Genomic DNA, 18,256 nt, shown 5'->3' on the forward strand with positions numbered 1-18,256 from the left:
GTGGGATCCAATTCACACATCACTCGCGAACTTTTCCCCCTTTCCTTGTACTAACCTATTCGGCGATCTGATGGCTAAGTAATGGCATTTCTCGATATGGAAATAAGAACTGACGTTCTATTTCCCGCCCGCCTGACGATCGCATGTCGGCAGTAATGAGGCAGCCCCCAGCGCCGGTTACTGCCGCATGTCCTTAATGCCCGCTGCAACGAGACTACGAAAATGGACGTTCGACAATTCGCCTTCCTGGCCCGCCAACCTTCTGCTGCCCTGAAGCCGCGAAACGCGTTCTTCGGCCTGCCCAAGCGCGGGGTGGCGTTGATCCTCGCCAATGCGTTGTTCTGGCAGCCGCTGCTGGCCCAGGCCGAGGGCATTGTGGTCAGCGCGCCGGGCACCACGGTGGGCGCGGCGGGCAATGGCGTGCCGGTGGTGAGCATCGCCACGCCGAACGGCGCGGGTCTGTCTCATAACCAGTTCAAGGACTACAACGTCGGCCCCAACGGCGTGATCCTTAACAATGGCAACGGCCCTATGGTCAACACCCAACTGGGTGGGATCATTGTCGGCAACCCCAATCTCAAGGGCGGCGCGGCCAGCGTCATCCTCAACGAAGTCAACGGCGGCAGCGCCAGCCAGTTGCGCGGTTATACCGAAGTGGCGGGGCAGTCGGCCAAGGTCATTGTGGCCAACCCGTACGGTGTGACGTGCAGCGGTTGCGGCTTTATCAATACGCCCAACGTGACCCTGACCACGGGTAAGCCGATCATCGACCCAACCGGGCAGCTGAAAAGCTACCAAGTCGATGGCGGTGCCGTGACCATCGACGGCGAAGGCCTGAACGCGAGCAACGTCGATCGCTTCGACATCATCACCCGCTCCGCCAAAATCAACGCTCAGATCAACGCCCGCGAACTCAACGTCATCGCCGGGCGTAACGACGTCGATGCGCAAAGCCTGAAAACCACCGTGCGTGCCGATGACGGCAGCGCCAAGCCCGAGCTGGCGATCGACTCGTCGGCCCTGGGCGGCATGTATGCCGGCGCGATCAAGCTGGTGGGCACCGAGGCCGGTGTGGGCGTGAAGCTCGACGGTACGCTCGCCGCCAGTGGCGGCGATATCCAGCTCGACGCCAACGGCCGCCTGAGCATGGCGCAGGCGGCGGCCACCGGTAACGTCAAGGTCAGCGCACAGACCGTCGACCTCACCGACAAGGTCTACGCCAACGGCAACGTGCGACTGAGCAGCGCCGAGAACCTGGTCAACCGCAAGAGCATTGCCGCCGGCCAGCGCATCGAGATCAACGCGGCCAGCCTGAACAACCCCGGCATCATCGAAGCCGGCGTCGCCGCCGATAACACCCGCAACACCACCGGCGACCTGGTGGTGAACGCGCAAACCGTCACCACCAGCGGCAACCTGCTGGCCAGCCGAGGCCTGGCGATTACCGCCGCGCAAGCGCTGACCAACCAGGGCGCAATCATCCAGGCCAAGAACATCGAGGTCAGCAGCGCCAAGCTCACCAACCAGGGCGCCACCGCGCGCCTGTTCGGCGAGCAGAGCCTGGTGATCAGCTCACCGGCCATCGTCAACCTCGGTGGCCTGATCCGCTTCGGCGAAGGCCAGGCCGCCACCCTCAACAGCGCGTCTCTGGACAACCGCCAGGGCCGTATCGAAATGGCCGGCGGCAGCCTCGCGCTGACCAGCGCCGACCTGAACAACAGCGGCGGGCAAGTCATCGCCAACGACCTGAGCGTCAACGCCGGCAACCTGAACAACCAGAACGGCGTACTGGTGGCCAAAACCGCGACCGTCAATGCCAGCGACCTCGACAACAGCCTCAAGGGCCTGATCCAGGCTGACGGCGGCGCGCTCAACCTGAGCGTCGCCAACACCTTCAACAACAATCAGGGTTTCGCCCAGGCCAGCACCGATCTAAACGTTACAGCCGGTACCCTCAGCAGCAACGCAGGCGGCGTACTGAGCGCCGACGCCGGCAAGCTCACGCTGACCGCCGCGCAACAGCTCAACAACGCCCAGGGTCGCCTGCAGGCCGGGCAGGGCGATATCGACCTGCACGCCGCCAACCTTGATAACCAGGGCGGCGTGATTGTCGGCAAGCAACTGCTGCTCGACGTGGCTGGCGGCGACATCGACAACCGCGCCGGGCGCGTATTGGGCGACCGCCTCGACGTACGCGCTTCCGGTCTCGACAACCGCAACGCCGGCCTGCTGGCCGGTGGCGCCCAGGGCGTAAGCCTGCTGCTCAAAGGCCCGGGCCAGTTGCTCAACGCCCAGGGCCGCATCCAGAGCGAAGGCCTGCTGCTGCTGCAAGGCGAGCGCTTCGACAACAGCGCCGGCATCCTGCTGGGCCAGACTGTCGACGTCACCGCGCAGACCTTCACCAACAGCAACAAAGGCGCGCTGGTCAGCGATGGCGGCGACGTGGTGCTCAAGGTCAGCGACCTGCTCACTAACGTCGGCGGCCAGATCGACGCGGGCGAACGCAGCGTGCTGGTCAAGCAACTCACCACCCTCAACAACGACGGCGGCACCCTGCGCGGCAAGCGCCTGGACATCGCCGCGCAGCAGTTGAACAACGACAACGGCCAACTGCTGGCCGGCGCCGAAGGCGTGACCTACAGCGGCCAGGACCTGAGCAACCGCAAGGGCCTGATCCTCAGCAGCGGCGCCCCCACCGTGCTCACCACCACCCGCCTGCATAACCAGGGCGGCACCGTGCAGGGCGACAGCCTGAGCGTCACCGCCAACAGCGTCGATAACGGCAGCGGCGGCCTGATGGCAAGCCTGGTCGGCAACCTGCAACTGACCGTCGAAGCCCTGGCCAACCGTGGCGGCAAGCTGTTCGGCAAAGAACACGTGACCGTCAGCGGCGCCACCCTCGACAACAGCGCGGGCGGCCAGGTCAGCGGCAATCAGATCAGCCTGACCTCACGTGACACCCTCACCAACCAGGGCGGCCTGATCGAAGCCAACCAGGGCCTGACCCTCACCGGCGGCAACCTGGATAACAGCGCCAACGGGCAGCTGCGTGCGCTGGGCGGCACCAGCAGCAGCGTCAACCTCAGCGGTGCGTTGAACAACCAGAACGGCACCCTCGAATTCGGCAGCCAGGCCTTCAGCCTTGACGCCTCCAGCCTCAACAACCAGAGCGGCATGCTGCAACACGCCGGCACCGGCCTGTTCCACCTCAACACCGCCAGCCTCGAAGGCAGCCAGGGCAATATCCAGGGCATGGGCAGCGCCGACTGGGCGTTCGGCAACGTCGACGGCCTGGGCCGCGTGCAACTCAACGACGTGCTCACCTACAAGAGCGACCAGGCGCTGGCCCTCAAAGCCGGTGACCGCATGGCCAGCGCCAGGGGCTTGACCCTCAACGTGGCCAGCCTGGACAACGGCGGCGAACTGCTCAGCGACGGTGACATCAGCATCACCACCGGCGATATGAGCAACAGCGGCCGTGTCTCGGCCCTGCAAACACTCACCGTCGCCGCCAACAACCTCAGCCAGAACGGCGGCCGCCTGGCCGCCACCAATACTCGCCTGACCCTGGGCGGCACCCTGGACAACCTCGGCTTCCTCACCGCCCGCCAGCAACTGGATATCGCCGCCGCGCAAATCAACAACCGTGGCACCCTCGGTGCCCAGGGCGCGGTGAATCTTACGGCGGTCAACGGCATCACCAATGCCGCCGATTCGCTGCTGTTCAGCGGCGGCGACATGACCCTGCGCAGCAATGGCTTCAGCAACAGCTATGGCGATGTCTACAGCAAAGGCAACTTGAGCTTCGCCGCACGGGATGGCGGGCGTGCCGTGCTGTTCAGCAACCGCTCCGGCACCGTGGAAAGCGAAGGCTCCATCGGCATCAATGCAGGCTTTATCGAAAACGCCAAGGACGAATTCGAACTCGGGCAGACGCTCACCACCGGCAGCTTGTATTGGGTTTGTTCGCAACACTGCGGCGAGAAAGACGACTGGGAACGTGGCGAGATCACCATCTACGAAACGTACCTTGAGGCGGCGACCAAGGACTCAGTATCGGCGCGCCTGGTGGCGGGTAAAAACATGCTGCTGCAAGGCGACACTGTACAGAACCGCTACAGCCTGATGGCCGCCAATGGCGACCTGAGCATCACCGCCGGTGACCTGCTCAACCAGGGCGCCGCCACGCGCACGGGGCAGCGCAAGATTGTCGTCAACACGCCGGGGCACGTTCCCGACGATTTGTTTGAGCGCATGCGCTATGTCGACGTTCCCGCGTTCAATGCGGCCACGGCGGCGGGCAATTTCGATAAGGCGCGCTTCGAAGAACTGAAAAGCCGCTCACCCAATAGCCGGCCTTTCGTCCATTCAAGCGACGTCACCACCTGGACCGACAACGGCGGCCCCGGTTACGACGCCACCCTGCAGGCGGGCGGCACGGTCAACCTCAACGTCGCCCGCACCCTGCAAAACGGCACGCTGCACAACAACACCCTGGCCCAGTTGACCGGCACCCTCGGCGACGACCAGACCGGCATCCCCGTCGGCGGCATCAACATCAACCTGAGCAAACACGCCAACGACCCGAGCGCCCAGGCCCCCGGCAGCGTCTTGCCCGTCGTAGGCGTGGCCCCCGGCGGCGGCTTCGTTCCGGTGGACTACACCGGCACCGCCTTTGCCCCGGTCGACCCCACCACCTCGCCCACCTTCCAACTGCCCAAGGGCGAGTACGGCCTGTTCGTCAAAAACGCCGACCCCACCAGCCATTACCTGATCGAGACCAACCCCGAGTTCACCTCGGTGTCCGGTTTCTTCAGCTCCGACTACATGCTCGGCAAACTCGGCTTCAACGCCGACAACGCCTGGCGCCGCCTCGGTGACGGCCAGTACGAAACCCGCCTGATCCGCGACGCCGTCCTCGCGCAAACCGGCCAACGCTTCCTCGCCGGCGGCCTGTACAGCGACGCCGACCAGTTCCGCTATCTGATGGACAACGCGCTGGCCAGCAAAGACGCCCTGCGCCTTAGCCTCGGCGTGGCCCTCACCGGCCAGCAAGTCGGCGCCCTGACCCACGACATCGTGTGGATGGAAAACCGTGTCATCGACGGCCAGACCGTCCTCGTGCCGGTGCTCTACCTGGCCCAGGCCGACTCGCGCAACGTGCGCGGCAACAGCCTCATCCAGGGCCGTGACCTCAACCTGGTCACCGGCGGCGACCTGATCAACGTCGGCACCCTGCGCGCCAGCAACAACCTTACCGCCATCAGCAGCGGCAGTATCTACACCGGCGGCCTGGTCGAGGCCGGCAACAACCTGAGCCTGCTGGCCCAAGACAGCATCCGCAACGCCATGGCCGGCGAAATTCGCGGCAAGCAAGTCAGCCTCACGGCGCTCAAAGGCGACGTCACCAACGACAACACCGCCATCCAGGTGCGTGACGGCGTCGGCATGCGCACCCTCACCGACACCAGCGCCGGCACCATCGTCGCCCGCGAAAACCTCGCCATCGACGCCGGCCGCGACCTCACCAACCGGGGCGCCCTCACCGCTGGCAACGACGCCACCCTCACCGCCGGCCGCGACCTCAACCTCATCGCCGCCAGCGACACCCGCGTCAAACACGAGACCCGCGACGGCGGCGAAAAATCCAGCATCACCACCGACGTCAAAAACCTCGCCGCCAGCGTCACGGCGGGCGGCAACCTCAACCTGCAGGCCGGGCAAGACGTCAACATCATCGGCAGCACCGCCACCGCCGGCAAAGACCTCAACATCGCCGCCGGCCGCGACCTCAACGTCGCCTCGGTCAGCGACATGCACAACGTCGAGGGCAAGGAAAAGGACGGCAAAAAACGCATCAAGACCGCAGACGACCAAACTACCCAGGTGGCAAGCGTGCTGACGGCGGGTGGGGATTTTGTCAGCCAGGCGGGGCGTGACACCACGATCGTGGCGAGCAGGATCAGTGCGGGGAATGAGGCTTATCTGTATAGCGGGGATAAGTTGAGTTTGTTGGCGGCTGAGAACAGCAAGCATACGTTGTATGACATGAAGGAGAAGGGAAGCTGGGGCGCTAAAAAGGCGCAGATGGATGAAGTGACCCGCACTACTCAGGTAGGTACCGAGATCAAGACAGGTGGCAACCTGGTGCTGAAAAGCGATGGCGACCAGCTGTATCAAGTCGCAAAGCTTAATAGCGGCAAGGACATCATCCTTGATAGCGGCGGGGCGATTGTATTTGAAGGGGTCAAGGACCTGCACGATGAGAGCCACACTAAGAGCAAAAGCGACCTCTCGTGGTTCAGCGCTAAGGGCAAAGGTAATACAGACGAAACCTTGCGTCAGAGCGAGTTGGTTGCCCAAGGACAGCTTGTCATCAAGGCCGCCGAAGGCATTCGTATCGACGTCAAACAGGTAGATCAGCAGACTGTAAGCCAGACCGTTGATGCGATGGTCAAGGCTGATCCTAATTTGGCCTGGCTCAAGCAAGCTGAGGCGCGTGGCGACATTGATTGGCGCCAGGTGAGGGAGATTCACGAGAGCTTCAAGTACGACAACTCAGGGTTGGGCGCCGGTGCCAAGATTGCGATAGCAATCATGATGGCGGCGATTATGGGGCCGGTAGGATTCGGGCTGCAGGGAGCCACCCTTGCGGTGAGCACCAGCCTGAGTACGACGGCAGTCACCAGCACCATCAACAACAAGGGCAATTTGGGCGCAGCGCTTAAGGAAACGGCCAGCGCAAATAGCCTGAAAAGTGCAGCGGTCGCTGGGTTTACGGCGGGAGCCCTTGAGTATGCCGACACCAATTGGTTCGCTGGTGCTGACGGCGCAGGTGCAGGCACAACCACCGTCCAAGGTGTTACCCCAAGTACGGGCTCAACCTTGGCGGTTACTAACTCTTCCAAAGATATTTTCACCTGGACGTCAGCGGGTGATATCGCGCTGCGTACCGGAGGCCGGGCGGTAATCTCTAGTGGGATTTCAACGGCCGTCCAAGGTGGAAGTTTCGGCGACAATTTCAATGCTGCCTTGCTGGGAGAGGCTGGCAACGTTGCGATGGCTACCGGGTTTAATTGGGTGGGTGATTACGTCACGTTCCCTAATGGGAGTCCTCAGAAGATTATTGCGCATGCTTTGATGGGCGGATTGCTGGCGGAAGCGACGGGCAGTGATTTCAAAACTGGGGCTGCGGCTGCGGGGTTGAACGAAGCGTTAATTAATCAGTTAGCTTGGGCAGCCCAAGATAATAAAGACATCATGTTGATGCTTTCACAACTGACCGGTTTGGTGGCGGCGGCTGCGGTAGATGGCGACCTGGAAAAGGGCGCACAGGTAGCACAAAAGGCGACTACGTTTAACTACTTAACCCATCAAAAATTTGATGAAGTTAGAGATTGCATATCGGGTAGGACCTGTTCGACAGACGCTGAAAAAATTGCTGCGAAAACAGAAGCCGAAAGACTAAGTAAGTTTTTGGACGACGAAATGAACGATATATGCTCCAAAAACCCCGGTAGCGATAGCTGCCGGACGGCGGTGAGCTCTGCTATAAAGTATACGGCTATTAAAGATGCGTGGAATGTGATGCACGGAGACGTTGAGCGCTCATCAAAAAACACTTTCGATTATTTATACAATACTGAAGAAGGAAAAGACTCCTTTGTATCCTACTTCAATACAATTGATAATCGAGCAAATTTTTTTAGTGCCAGTGATACCTATGAACATCAATTGGGCATTGGTGCAAAATGGTTTGGGGGCGCAGATACTGTTTCGCGTGCACCTATTACCGGGCTGGGGGCGGACGGGAATGCGTCATATTTGACCTTTGGCGCGGGATGGGCGTTAGCACCTGTATATGACTGGCGCAAGGCGGCAGGAGATGCTCTTATGGCTGGCGGTTACGATAACTTTAAAGCCCTCTACGATAAAAAGGTGACCGACCCAGTAGCGTGGGATATAAATCAGCTAAAAAATGAGCAGGCAATCCTCCAGCCTATTCATGAAGCCTACTTGCAGGATCATAAGCGGTTTGTAGAACTTACCAAGGAAGCCACCAGCGTCGATGGTTTTATAAAATATATCCCTTTTGTGGAAACCCAGCGCATAGAGGGTGGTGTTGATATCTTGGATTATAAGTCAAGAGTTAAGTTTGGATGTAAGTTGCTCGGTTATTCAGCAAGCCAAGGGTGCGCGCCATGAATGTCAAGAAATACCCGACGATAAAAATATTTTTCGTATTTTTATTTTGCCCTTTTCTCGCTGGCCTAATTATAGGACCAATTTCTCTAATAATTATGCTGATAGGTCTGTTTAGTGATGCTCGTTTGCTGGGGCAAGTCAGAGGGGGAGAAGCGTTTTCAATCCTGTTGACTGCTCCGTTTTTTACGCAGTTAGTGTTTTTTATTCCTTCCCTTGTGTTTGCATGTTGTATAAGTTTTGTTAAGCCAACTAAAACGTTTAAAGCTTGCCGGAATGTTTCGATCTGCGGAGCTGTGGTTGCTTCGTTGTGGATGTTTTTGGCAGACTGTTATTTGCTTCGTAATAGTTCTGATTACAGCTTTGTGGACAGCATGCTTCCTGCTTCATTTGCTTTTTTTGGAGGCGCATTAATCACCGGAATGTTATCTTATTGGGCTTTTCCAAAATATTCTCATAGTTGAATTTGCAAAGGCAGGAAGGTTCATATGGTCGTGAGTGAAATCTGAATTAAATGAGTAATTTAATTAAGGGTATAAAAGACCTGCCTTTGATTAAAAAGGTCAGAAAAACTGCTCAAGGGCTGGCATTGCTAGACGAGGTAATTATGCCGCAATGGGATAAAAGGGTGCAGATTTATTTTAATTCGAAATAGCAGTATAAAGCCTGTTAAATAAATCTGTCCCCTTTATTGGTAAAGAAATAGATGACACGAATGAAAAAAGACATAGAGGATTTGCTCTATTCTGTTCCTCCAAATGCAGATTATGCGGTCGATGCTACGGATATAGATGCGGAGGATATCCCACGTAGCAGAGTACAAGGTGTCATTGAGCTATTGGGGCACTCTGAGGAGAGTATTAGATTTGCCGCAGCGAGGTTGTTGACTAGCTGGGGGTATAGAGAGGGATTATCTTATTTATCCAGATTAAAAAGGGACGATTAAAAGGGACGGATTTATTTAGTTTGCGCTGATCACGCACAAAGCGGGCGACACCAAGGCCGCCCGATTTTCACTCAGGACGGATCGGCATTAAGCCTGCGACTGATGACATCCAGCAAATCACACCCATCGCGCAGCGGAATGGCCAGCAAGTGGGCGAAGTCTGAAAGCACTACGGCATCGCTGCTGAGTTGTTCGCGAAAGGCCAGGTTTTCCAGCAGTTGGGTGACGGCCCGAATGCGGTGCACGGCGGCGTCGTGAAGGACGTCGAGAGGTGCCTGGGTGTCGATAATCAGGGCTGGGATGGTGCAATCGTGGCCGGTTAGGGGTATGTATCTATTCATACTGAACACTCTGTTTTTGGTGGCTGAGACCACCACTCAATCGTCGCCAAACGAATGGGTGGCAGCTGTACGCAGGTTGGCGAACCGGCAACAGAGTAAACCGGCAGACCCGAAGGTCTCCCGCGCACAGCCGCCATAACGAGCACAGCTTTGCGGGTGCAAAAACACCTGCATGAAGCGGATTGCTTTTGCACTCTGTTGTCAGGTCGCCAAACCTGATCGCCGTATGGGCGACGGCCGGACTATAAGCCCCTCACCCAAAACCGCGCAAGGCATCACAGCAATGGCACCACCCCTCATGCCATGCTAACCATTGCCGAAACACTGGCGATGACCCAGCGCATCAAAAAATGAGACCTCGCTATTATCGGCACTCTCAAAACCGCTCCACCGTTAACCACAAGGAAGAAATACATGATCAAGTTGTTCTGCAAAGCCGCTGTCGCTCTATCCCTGGCCACGCTGTTTGGTTGTTCCTCGACGCCGTCTGTGGAGAAGATGCAGGCTGACGTGGCGAACTATTCGCTGCCCAAGGCTGCCGTGGCCGATAAAGGTCTGGTGTACGTCGTGCGCCCGAGCAATGTCGGGATGATGGTGCGGTTCAACGTGTTCCTGGATGACAAGGAAGCCGACTCGGAGATGGGTTACAACCGTGGTAACCAGTACATCTATTTTTTCGTGACGCCGGGCAAACACGTGATCAGCTCCAAGGCTGAAAACTGGGCGGACATGCCGATTGATGTAAAGGCGGGTGAGGTGGTTTACCTCAAGCAAGAAGTCGAAATGGGCTTCGCCGTGGCGCGTAACAGCCTTAAAATGCTGAGCGAAGTCGAAGGCCGTTATCTGGTCAAGGATGCGTCCTTGGGCACCATTGCCAAAGAAAGCAAATGAGTTGAGCCAGTGTGTCGGCAGGGTCCAGGCCCTGCCGACTTCTCGTATTCACTGCAAACATTAAAGGACTGATGTGAAAAACCTCCTTTTCATTCTCCTCACCACCCTCATCCTCGGCGGTTGCGTCAGCCACCCCCTCACTCCCGAAAACCGCGCGCAGATCAAGACCGTCAACGTCCTGCCCGTGAAGTGGGAAAAGAACATGGTGTACTTCGGCCGCGAGCAGGCTTGGGGCGCTGCGTTGGGTGCCGGACTGGGCGCGGGTGCCGGCATGGCCAGCGGGGCGTCCAAGGTCGGCACTGCGGCGTTGAGCGGCGCCGGGTTTGCGGCCGGGATGAAGCTTGGGCAGTTGGCCGAGATGCCGACGCCGGTGGCTATTCTGACGGTGATGGAGGCGGAAAAACTCGATGTAGGTGTGTTGCTCAAGCAGGGCTTTGTGGATGCGCTGGGCAAGACTTCGACGCTCAAGGTGGTCGGCGACGATGAGCCGGCTGATGCGCAGATTCAGTTGACCGTGTCCGAGTGGGGCTTTCGCCTGACCCAGGGTTTCAGCAGTGTGATTTACCCCACCCTCAGCGTGGTGGCGCAGATGAATCGCGGCGATGAAATGATCTGGCGCACCTTTGAAACGGTGACGCCATTCAATGGCCAGAACGTTTATGGCTACACGCCGCTCACCTATCGCACAGACCCGGAGGCATTGCGTCGGGCGTTGACCGGGATTACGCAGATTTCTGCGCAGTATCTGGTGAAGGAGCTCAAGTAGGTCCGGCGTTGAGGTAACGCGGTTGGTTGTTGCGGGCGTGATTGTGAACACGCCCAGTCACTGTGTGTTTCTGGTTGCTCGCGTTATCGTTGGGGATCTTCGCGAGCAAGCTCGCTCCTACAGGATTGGGGGCGTGTTGAATGGCTTTGAACATTTTGTTTATCTCGATGTCTTTACCCCGCCCACCCGCAACCGGTCGGGCTGCATGGACTGCAGCGTTTTCAAATGACATTAAGGATTGATGTGAACCTCTCCCTATTACGGCCTCCTGTCTGCCACCGCCTGCGGTGCACCGGCTCGCGCCTGCGATTCCCAGGGCCGCCGGGAGAGCCTCATTCGGATCGATTGATCCTTTCGTACAGCACACCTACTGCTGCCGGGCGTATTGGCGGCGTTGACTGTAGTTCATGGAGTTTGAAATGAAGCGCAAGCAGTTCCAGAAAAGTCTGTTGGCAATCATGGTCGGGGCAATCAGCACGCAGGTGCTGGCAGTCGAGTTCGACCTGGGGCAGGGCAAGAATATTTGGGCTAATGAGACGTTTAACGAGCCGGTCACCATTACCGGCAAGTTTTCCCGGGTGGTCGATTCCAGCACGACTGACCCCGCCGGTCTCGGCTTTGTGAACACCAACATTCAAGGCTCGCTGATCAACCGCGCGGACATCACGCTGGACTCACAGGGCAAAACCATTCGCGCGATCGCCATCGACCCGATGTTCTGGTCTGGCCCTTCCAATCTGACTCCCGGCACTATCACCGGGGATGTGGTTCAGGCGGGCAATATCCTGATGAACCATGGCGCCTATGAAGGGCTTGAAATCGGTACCACCACCATTGGCGGCAGCGTTATCAACTCCGGCACCATTCGTTCCACGCCGCCCGTGAGCGCCGAGCCTTTTCCCGGCTACCTGGGCGGCGGCGAAGGCATTTACCTGCACGGCACCACCATTGCGGGCGACGTTTCCAACACCGGTGTGATCGACATGGCCGGTCCGGATGCGATTGGCTTGATCCTCGACGTCAGCGGCGACACGCCGACCACCATCGGCGGCAAGCTGCTGAACTCGGGCTCGATTATCGCCACCGGTGAAGGCGCCTGGGGCATGGAAGTGGAAACCGACACCAACCCCCTGCGTATTGAAAACAGCGGCCTGATTTCCGCCACTGGCAATGAGGCGAAGGGGTTGTTTTTTTACTCCGGCACCGTCGATTACATTCTCAACACCGGCACCATTGAAGCCAAGGGCGCGTCGGCCAATGCCTTCGATCTGTCCGGCGCCAGCTTTGCGCAGAACAGTGCCACGGGCGCACGGGGTATCGTCAACCGTGGGCTCATCGCGGCGGACGGCACGGCGATCCAGGTGGATGCGGCCAGGCAGGTCGCGGCGTTTGAAATCAACCAGCAAGCCGGCGAAATCCGCAGCAACAGCGGCATCGCCGTCGACGCCAACAACCTCGCCAGCCTGAACTGGACCGGCGGCAAAATCACCGGCGACCTGCTCAACCTCAGCGCCGTCAACATCGGCGGTCAGGCGGGTTTCAGCGGTAGCCGTATCATCGCGCCGGTGTCGGTCAACTCGGGTTCGCTGAACCTCTCGGCGCCCGGCACTGCTATCACCGGCGACCTCAATGTGGCCAGCGGCGCGGGCATCGATATGCACTTGGCCGACAGCGTGGTGCCGACCACGCCGTACCTCACCGTCAACGGCACGGCCAATCTGGCTCAAGCTTCCAAGCTGACGGTCAGCGCCAACCCCGGAGATTTCGCTGCGCCCAAGGCCGGCACGCAATACACCTTGCTGCAAGCCACCAACGTGCAGAACAACGGCGTAGCGGTCGCCAGCGCTTCGTCGTTGCTCGACGTGCTCAGCTACTCGGCCGATGCGCAGACGGTCAAGGCCGTGGTGGCGGTGAAAAGCGACCAGCAGGTACAACAGGAACTGGCGGGTGTCAGCGCGGGTGCGTCGGCGGCGACCGCCGTCAATGTGGTGAAAAACGAGGTGCTCGGCGGGCTCAACCAGAACGATCCGGTGTTCCAAAGCCTGGCCAACGCCGGGACTGCGCAGCAACTGGCGCAGCTCGCCGATCAACTCACGCCGGACGTCAACCGTGGCGCCCTCGACGTGGCGCTGTCGGGGCAAACCGTGGTCAACGGCGCGATCTTCAACCGCCTCACCGACCAGCGTGAAAGCCACCAGGTCGGCGGTGTGTGGTTGCAGGGCCTGAGCAGCAACATGGACCAGGACGGCCGTGGCGGCAACAACGGTTACTCGGCCAACAGCAGCGGCATGGCGGTGGGTGTTGACGGTCGTGTGAACGACACCACCACCTTGGGCGTGGCGTACAGCTACCTGAATTCGAACATTCATTCGGACCTGGGCAACAAGACCGACGTCGAGGGCCACGCGCTGTCGCTGTACGGCAACTGGGCGCTGCAGAACTGGTTTGTCGATGGCAGCCTCAGCTACGGCCATAACGACAATGACAGCAAGCGCCACGTCGCGGGCACCACGGCCAAGGGCAGTTACGACAGCAATGTGCTGTCGGCCAGCGTGATCGGCGGCTACAGCTTCAAGCCGTCCCAGGCGCTGGTGATCGAGCCGCGTGTGGCTGCGCGCTATGCCAACGTGCGCATGGATGGCTACACCGAGAAAGGTTCGTCGGCGGCCTTGAACACGTCTTCGCAGCGTTATGAAGTGGGTGAGTTGGGCGCCGGTGTGCGTTTGGCGGGCAACCTGCCGATGGGCGCGGGCAGCCTGCAACCGGAAGCGACCTTGATGGCCTACCACGACTTGATGGGTGACCGCGTGGCGCAAACCTCCAACTTCGTGGCCGGTGGTTCGGCGTTTACCGTCACCGGTGCGTCGGTGGCGCGTGACAGCTACGAGGCCAGCGTGGGTGTGAATTACAAGGTGTCGGACTTCACCGTCGGCGCCAGCTACACCCGCCAAGCGCGCAGTGGTTTTGACGCCGACGGCGTAATGCTCAAGGCGCGCTACTCCTTCTAAGCCACACCGCAAAACAACTGTGGGAGGGGGCTTGCTCCCGATTGCGGAGGGTCAGTCAATGATGTGTTGGCTGACTCGCCGCCATCGGGGGCAAGCCCCCTCCCACATTGGGTTTGCGTGAATCCGCAGCAGCGAGGCCGGGGCAGCTTGCACTGTCTCAACCTGCTTACGTAGAGCGTGATGCCTCTGATACCAGTGTGGGAGGGGGCTTGCCCCCGATAGCGGTAGACCAGTCAGTGATGGGTTGACTGACCACATTGGATCTCCACATTCCAAAGGTTTGTGTTGGATTTCACTACTCGGGGCGAAACACCTTGAGAACCGCTCTCAACCCCGTAAAATGCCGCAGCCGTTGCATCACAGTCTTTCAGGGAAGAACTCAGGCCAGCATAGTGTCCAGGCTGCCTATCTCCTTGGAAAACCCGGCAGCGCTGATTTCCTCACCCAAGGAGCACCCTGTGAAGACACTCTCCAAAATCCTGCTGTCGGGCCTCACCGCCGCGGCGCTGTTGACCGTGGCCGGTTGTGCCACCGAGAGCAACCGCGCGATGCCGGTGGAGCAAGTCGCCAGCGCCCACGTCGCCTATTCCGGCGTGCGTGTGCCGATTGCCGTGGGCAAGTTCGATAACCGCTCCAGCTACATGCGCGGCATCTTCTCCGATGGCGTCGACCGTCTCGGCGGCCAGGCCAAGACCATCCTCATCACCCACTTGCAGCAGACCAACCGCTTCAGCGTGCTGGACCGCGACAACATGGGCGAAATCTCCCAGGAAGCCAAAATCAAAGGCACCGTGCAGAAGCTCAAGGGCGCTGACTATGTGGTGACTGGCGATGTGACCGAGTTCGGCCGCAAAGAAACCGGCGACCGCCAGCTGTTCGGCATCCTCGGCCGTGGCAAGACTCAAGTGGCCTACGCCAAAGTCGCGTTGAATATCGTCAACATCAACACCTCCGAAGTGGTGTATTCCACCCAGGGCGCCGGTGAGTACGCGCTGTCCAACCGTGAAGTGATCGGCTTCGGCGGCACCGCAAGCTACGACTCCACCCTCAATGGCAAGGTGCTCGACCTGGCCATGCGCGAAGCGATCAATCGCCTGGTCGACGGCATCAACGCCGGCGCCTGGAACCCGCGTAACTGATCAGCCACACCACAAGGAGCAGTACACGGATGAGCAAGGCAGTGAAGTTGGCGCTGATGCTGACAGTAATCGCGACGGTAGCCGGGTGCCAGACGGCACCCCAGCCCCTGTATCAATGGGAGAGCTACCAGCCGCAGGTTTATGAGTACTTCAAGGGCGAGCCCAAGGAAGCGCAGGTGGAAGCACTGGAGCGCGATCTGCAGAAGATCAACGCCAGTGGCCGCAAGGCGCCGCCGGGTTACCACGCGCACTTGGGCATGCTGTACATGAACATGGGCAAGGATGATCAGATGGTGCAGGAGTTTCGCACCGAGAAGGCCCTGTTCCCTGAGTCCGCTGCGTACATGGACTTTCTGCTGAAAAACGCCAAGACCGGAGTCGCTACCAAATGAGCCTGTTAAAACTCACCGGCGCCTTGCTGGCCTTGGCGTTGCTCGGCGGTTGCGCTGCACCCAAGACGGTCGATTATTCGGCGTACAAGCAGGCGCGGCCCAAGTCGATCCTGGTACTGCCGCCGATCAATGAGTCGCCGGAAGTGCAGGCGTCCTACAGCCTGGTGTCGCAAGTCACCTACCCGCTGGCCGAAGCCGGCTACTACGTGTTGCCGATTGCCCTGGTGGACGAAACCTTCCGCCAGAACGGCCTGACCACCGCCAACGACATCCAGGGTGTGCCGCCGACCAAGCTGCATGACATCTTTGGCGCGGACGCGGCGCTGTACATCACCGTCAGTGAATACGGCACCAAGTACATGCTGATCTCCAGCGACACCTCGGTGACGGCTTCGGCCAAACTGGTGGACCTGCGCACCGGCACCACCCTGTGGACCGGCGCGGCGCGGGCGTCCAGCGAGGAAGGCAACAACAACGGTGGCGGCCTGGTGGGCATGCTGATCACGGCGGCGGTCAAGCAGGTGATCAACAGCTCCACCGATGCGGCGCACCCGATTGCCGGTATCACCAGCGCACGCTTGTTGTCGGCGGGCCAACGCACCGGCATCCTGTACGGCCCGCGTAACCCGAAATACGGCACGGACTGACGTTCTTCAAACACTGAAGATCAAATGTGGGAGGGGGCTTGCCCCCGATGACGGTGTATCAGTCACTACTGCAGTGACTGACCCACCGTCATCGGGAGCAAGCCCCCTCCCACATTGTTTTTTCTGCTGTCAGGTAAATTGGATTTAACCCGAACCCCGCCCACCCCGCGTCTGACCTTGTGAACGGCTCATTCACTCACGAGGCCCAGCCCATGTCCCACCCTCTGCTCTCCCTGCGTCCCGCTGCCCAAGGCTTCGCCGTTACCCTGCTGGTAGCACTGGCCGGATGCGGGCTGTCGTCGTCACCCGACCTGGCGAAACCGGTGGAGCCCATCGCAACGCTTCAACGCGCCCCGGCCCAAGGCGCAGTCGTCAAACGCATGGTCATGCCGGCCCCAATGATGATGCGGGAGACGGCGACCCTGGCTGAGCGCAGCGAACCCCGCGAGCAATACGCCAACCTGCCTGACAACCCGGTGCACCGCGTCGCCGAAACCCCGGTCTCCACCTTCAGCGTGGATGTCGACACCGGCAGCTACGCCAACGTACGGCGCTTCCTCAACCAGGGCCGCCTGCCGCCCGAAGGCGCGGTGCGGCTGGAGGAAATGGTCAACTACTTCCCTTATGACTACGCGCTGCCTACCGATGGCTCACCCTTTGGCGTGACCACGGAAGTCGCCTCCACGCCGTGGAACCCGCGCACGAAACTCCTGCGCATCGGCATCAAGGCGTCCGACAAAAACGTGGCGGAACTGGCGCCGGCCAACCTGGTATTCCTGGTGGATGTGTCCGGCTCCATGAACCGTCGCGAAGGCTTGCCGCTGGTCAAAAGCACCCTGAAATTACTGGTGGATCAACTGCGCGATCAGGACCGCGTGTCACTGGTGGTCTACGCCGGTGAATCCCGCGTGGTGCTCAAGCCCACCTCCGGCCGTGACAAAACCACAATCCGCAACGCTATCGACCAACTCACCGCCGGTGGCGCCACCGCTGGCGCGTCCGGCATCGAACTGGCCTACCAGATGGCCCGCGAAGGCTTCATCAACCAGGGCATCAACCGCATCCTGCTGGCCACCGACGGTGACTTCAACGTGGGCATCAGCGACTTCGACAGCCTCAAGCACATGGCGGCGGACCAGCGCAAAAGCGGCGTATCGCTGACCACCCTCGGCTTTGGCGTGGACAACTACAACGAACACCTGATGGAACAACTGGCCGACGCCGGTGACGGCAACTACGCCTACATCGACAACTTGCGTGAGGCACGCAAGGTGCTGGTGGACCAGCTCAGCTCGACCCTGGCGGTGGTGGCGCGGGATGTGAAATTGCAGGTGGAATTCAACCCGGCGCAGGTCAGCGAATACCGTCTGCTCGGCTATGAAAACCGCGCCCTGAAGCGTGAGGATTTCAACAACGACAAGGTCGATGCCGGCGAAATCGGCGCAGGGCACACGGTGACCGCGTTGTATGAAATCGTGCCGAAGGGCGAGAAGGGCTGGCTGGAGCCGTTGCGCTACGCCAAAGCGCCTGCGGCTGAAAACCCCTCGGCCGAACTGGCGACGGTGCGCGTACGCTACAAACCGGCTGCTGGCGGTGATAGCCAGTTGATCGAACGGCCCGTCGACAAAACGACTACCAAGCCCAGCGACGACCTACGCTTCAGCGCCGCCGTAGCCGCCTTCGCCCAACAGCTCAAGGGCGATGGCCGCTACACTGGCAACATGAGCTTGCAGGACACCGCCACCCTGGCCCGCTCGGCCCGAGGCGACGACCCGTTCGGCCTGCGCAACGAATTCGTGCAACTGGTGGAACTGGCCCAAAGCCTAAAACCCTGATCCCGAGCACAATGAAGATCAACTGTGGGAGGGGGCTTGCTGCTAAAGCTTTTTGTAGGAGCGAGCTTGCTCGCGAAAAACTCACAGGC

At 59.8% G+C, this 18,256-nt stretch carries 10 protein-coding genes; 9 read left to right on the plus strand and 1 reads right to left on the minus strand.

The features are described from left to right. Nucleotides 1-222 precede the first annotated feature (222 nt). Together TU82_RS22000 and TU82_RS28745 are read left to right on the plus strand one after the other, a co-directional pair. Nucleotides 223-8,205, plus strand: coding sequence for a two-partner secretion domain-containing protein (locus TU82_RS22000; RefSeq protein ID WP_169794970.1), 7,983 nt, complete (start codon nucleotides 223-225; stop codon nucleotides 8,203-8,205). Next, nucleotides 8,202-8,666 carry a hypothetical protein gene (locus tag TU82_RS28745; protein ID WP_156421685.1) on the plus strand — a complete coding sequence of 155 codons (465 nt, stop codon included), beginning with the start codon at nucleotides 8,202-8,204 and terminating at the stop codon, nucleotides 8,664-8,666. Before TU82_RS22000 ends, TU82_RS28745 begins: the two co-directional genes overlap by 4 nt. Before the next feature lie 553 nt (nucleotides 8,667-9,219). On the opposite strand, the gene TU82_RS22005 is transcribed toward TU82_RS28745, so the two are convergent. Continuing rightward, entirely contained in the window at nucleotides 9,220-9,477 is a 258-nt protein-coding gene (locus TU82_RS22005) for a hypothetical protein (RefSeq protein ID WP_057725484.1), read from the minus strand. Nucleotides 9,478-9,987: 510 nt separating this feature from the next. On the opposite strand from TU82_RS22005, the gene TU82_RS22010 reads away from it, so the two are divergent. From TU82_RS22010 to TU82_RS22040, 7 genes are all read left to right on the plus strand, one after another. Next, nucleotides 9,988-10,380, plus strand: a complete 393-nt coding sequence (locus tag TU82_RS22010; protein WP_173667502.1) for a DUF2846 domain-containing protein — start codon at nucleotides 9,988-9,990, stop codon at nucleotides 10,378-10,380. Nucleotides 10,381-10,453: 73 nt separating this feature from the next. After that, nucleotides 10,454-11,146, plus strand: a complete 693-nt coding sequence (locus TU82_RS22015) for a hypothetical protein (RefSeq protein ID WP_057725331.1) — start codon at nucleotides 10,454-10,456, stop codon at nucleotides 11,144-11,146. 419 nt (nucleotides 11,147-11,565) lie between these two features. Next, nucleotides 11,566-14,154, plus strand: a complete 2,589-nt coding sequence (locus tag TU82_RS22020) for an autotransporter family protein (protein ID WP_057725332.1) — start codon at nucleotides 11,566-11,568, stop codon at nucleotides 14,152-14,154. Between the two features lie 458 nt (nucleotides 14,155-14,612). Beyond that, nucleotides 14,613-15,293, plus strand: a complete 681-nt coding sequence (locus TU82_RS22025) for a CsgG/HfaB family protein (protein WP_005783620.1) — start codon at nucleotides 14,613-14,615, stop codon at nucleotides 15,291-15,293. A 29-nt stretch (nucleotides 15,294-15,322) separates the two neighbouring features. Next, a complete protein-coding gene (locus tag TU82_RS22030; protein WP_057725333.1) occupies nucleotides 15,323-15,685 on the plus strand; it encodes a DUF4810 domain-containing protein in 363 nt (120 codons plus the stop codon). Next, nucleotides 15,682-16,332 carry a DUF799 domain-containing protein gene (locus TU82_RS22035; RefSeq protein WP_057725334.1) on the plus strand — a complete coding sequence of 217 codons (651 nt, stop codon included), beginning with the start codon at nucleotides 15,682-15,684 and terminating at the stop codon, nucleotides 16,330-16,332. Before TU82_RS22030 ends, TU82_RS22035 begins: the two co-directional genes overlap by 4 nt. A gap of 212 nt (nucleotides 16,333-16,544) precedes the next feature. Beyond that, nucleotides 16,545-18,167 (plus strand): vWA domain-containing protein, encoded by a 1,623-nt coding sequence (locus tag TU82_RS22040; protein ID WP_057725335.1) that lies wholly within the window; start codon nucleotides 16,545-16,547, stop codon nucleotides 18,165-18,167. Nucleotides 18,168-18,256: the final 89 nt, after the last annotated feature.

Origin of the sequence: Pseudomonas orientalis (genome assembly GCF_001439815.1) — a bacterium.
In the GTDB taxonomy this organism is placed as follows: Bacteria; Pseudomonadota; Gammaproteobacteria; order Pseudomonadales; family Pseudomonadaceae; genus Aquipseudomonas; species Aquipseudomonas orientalis.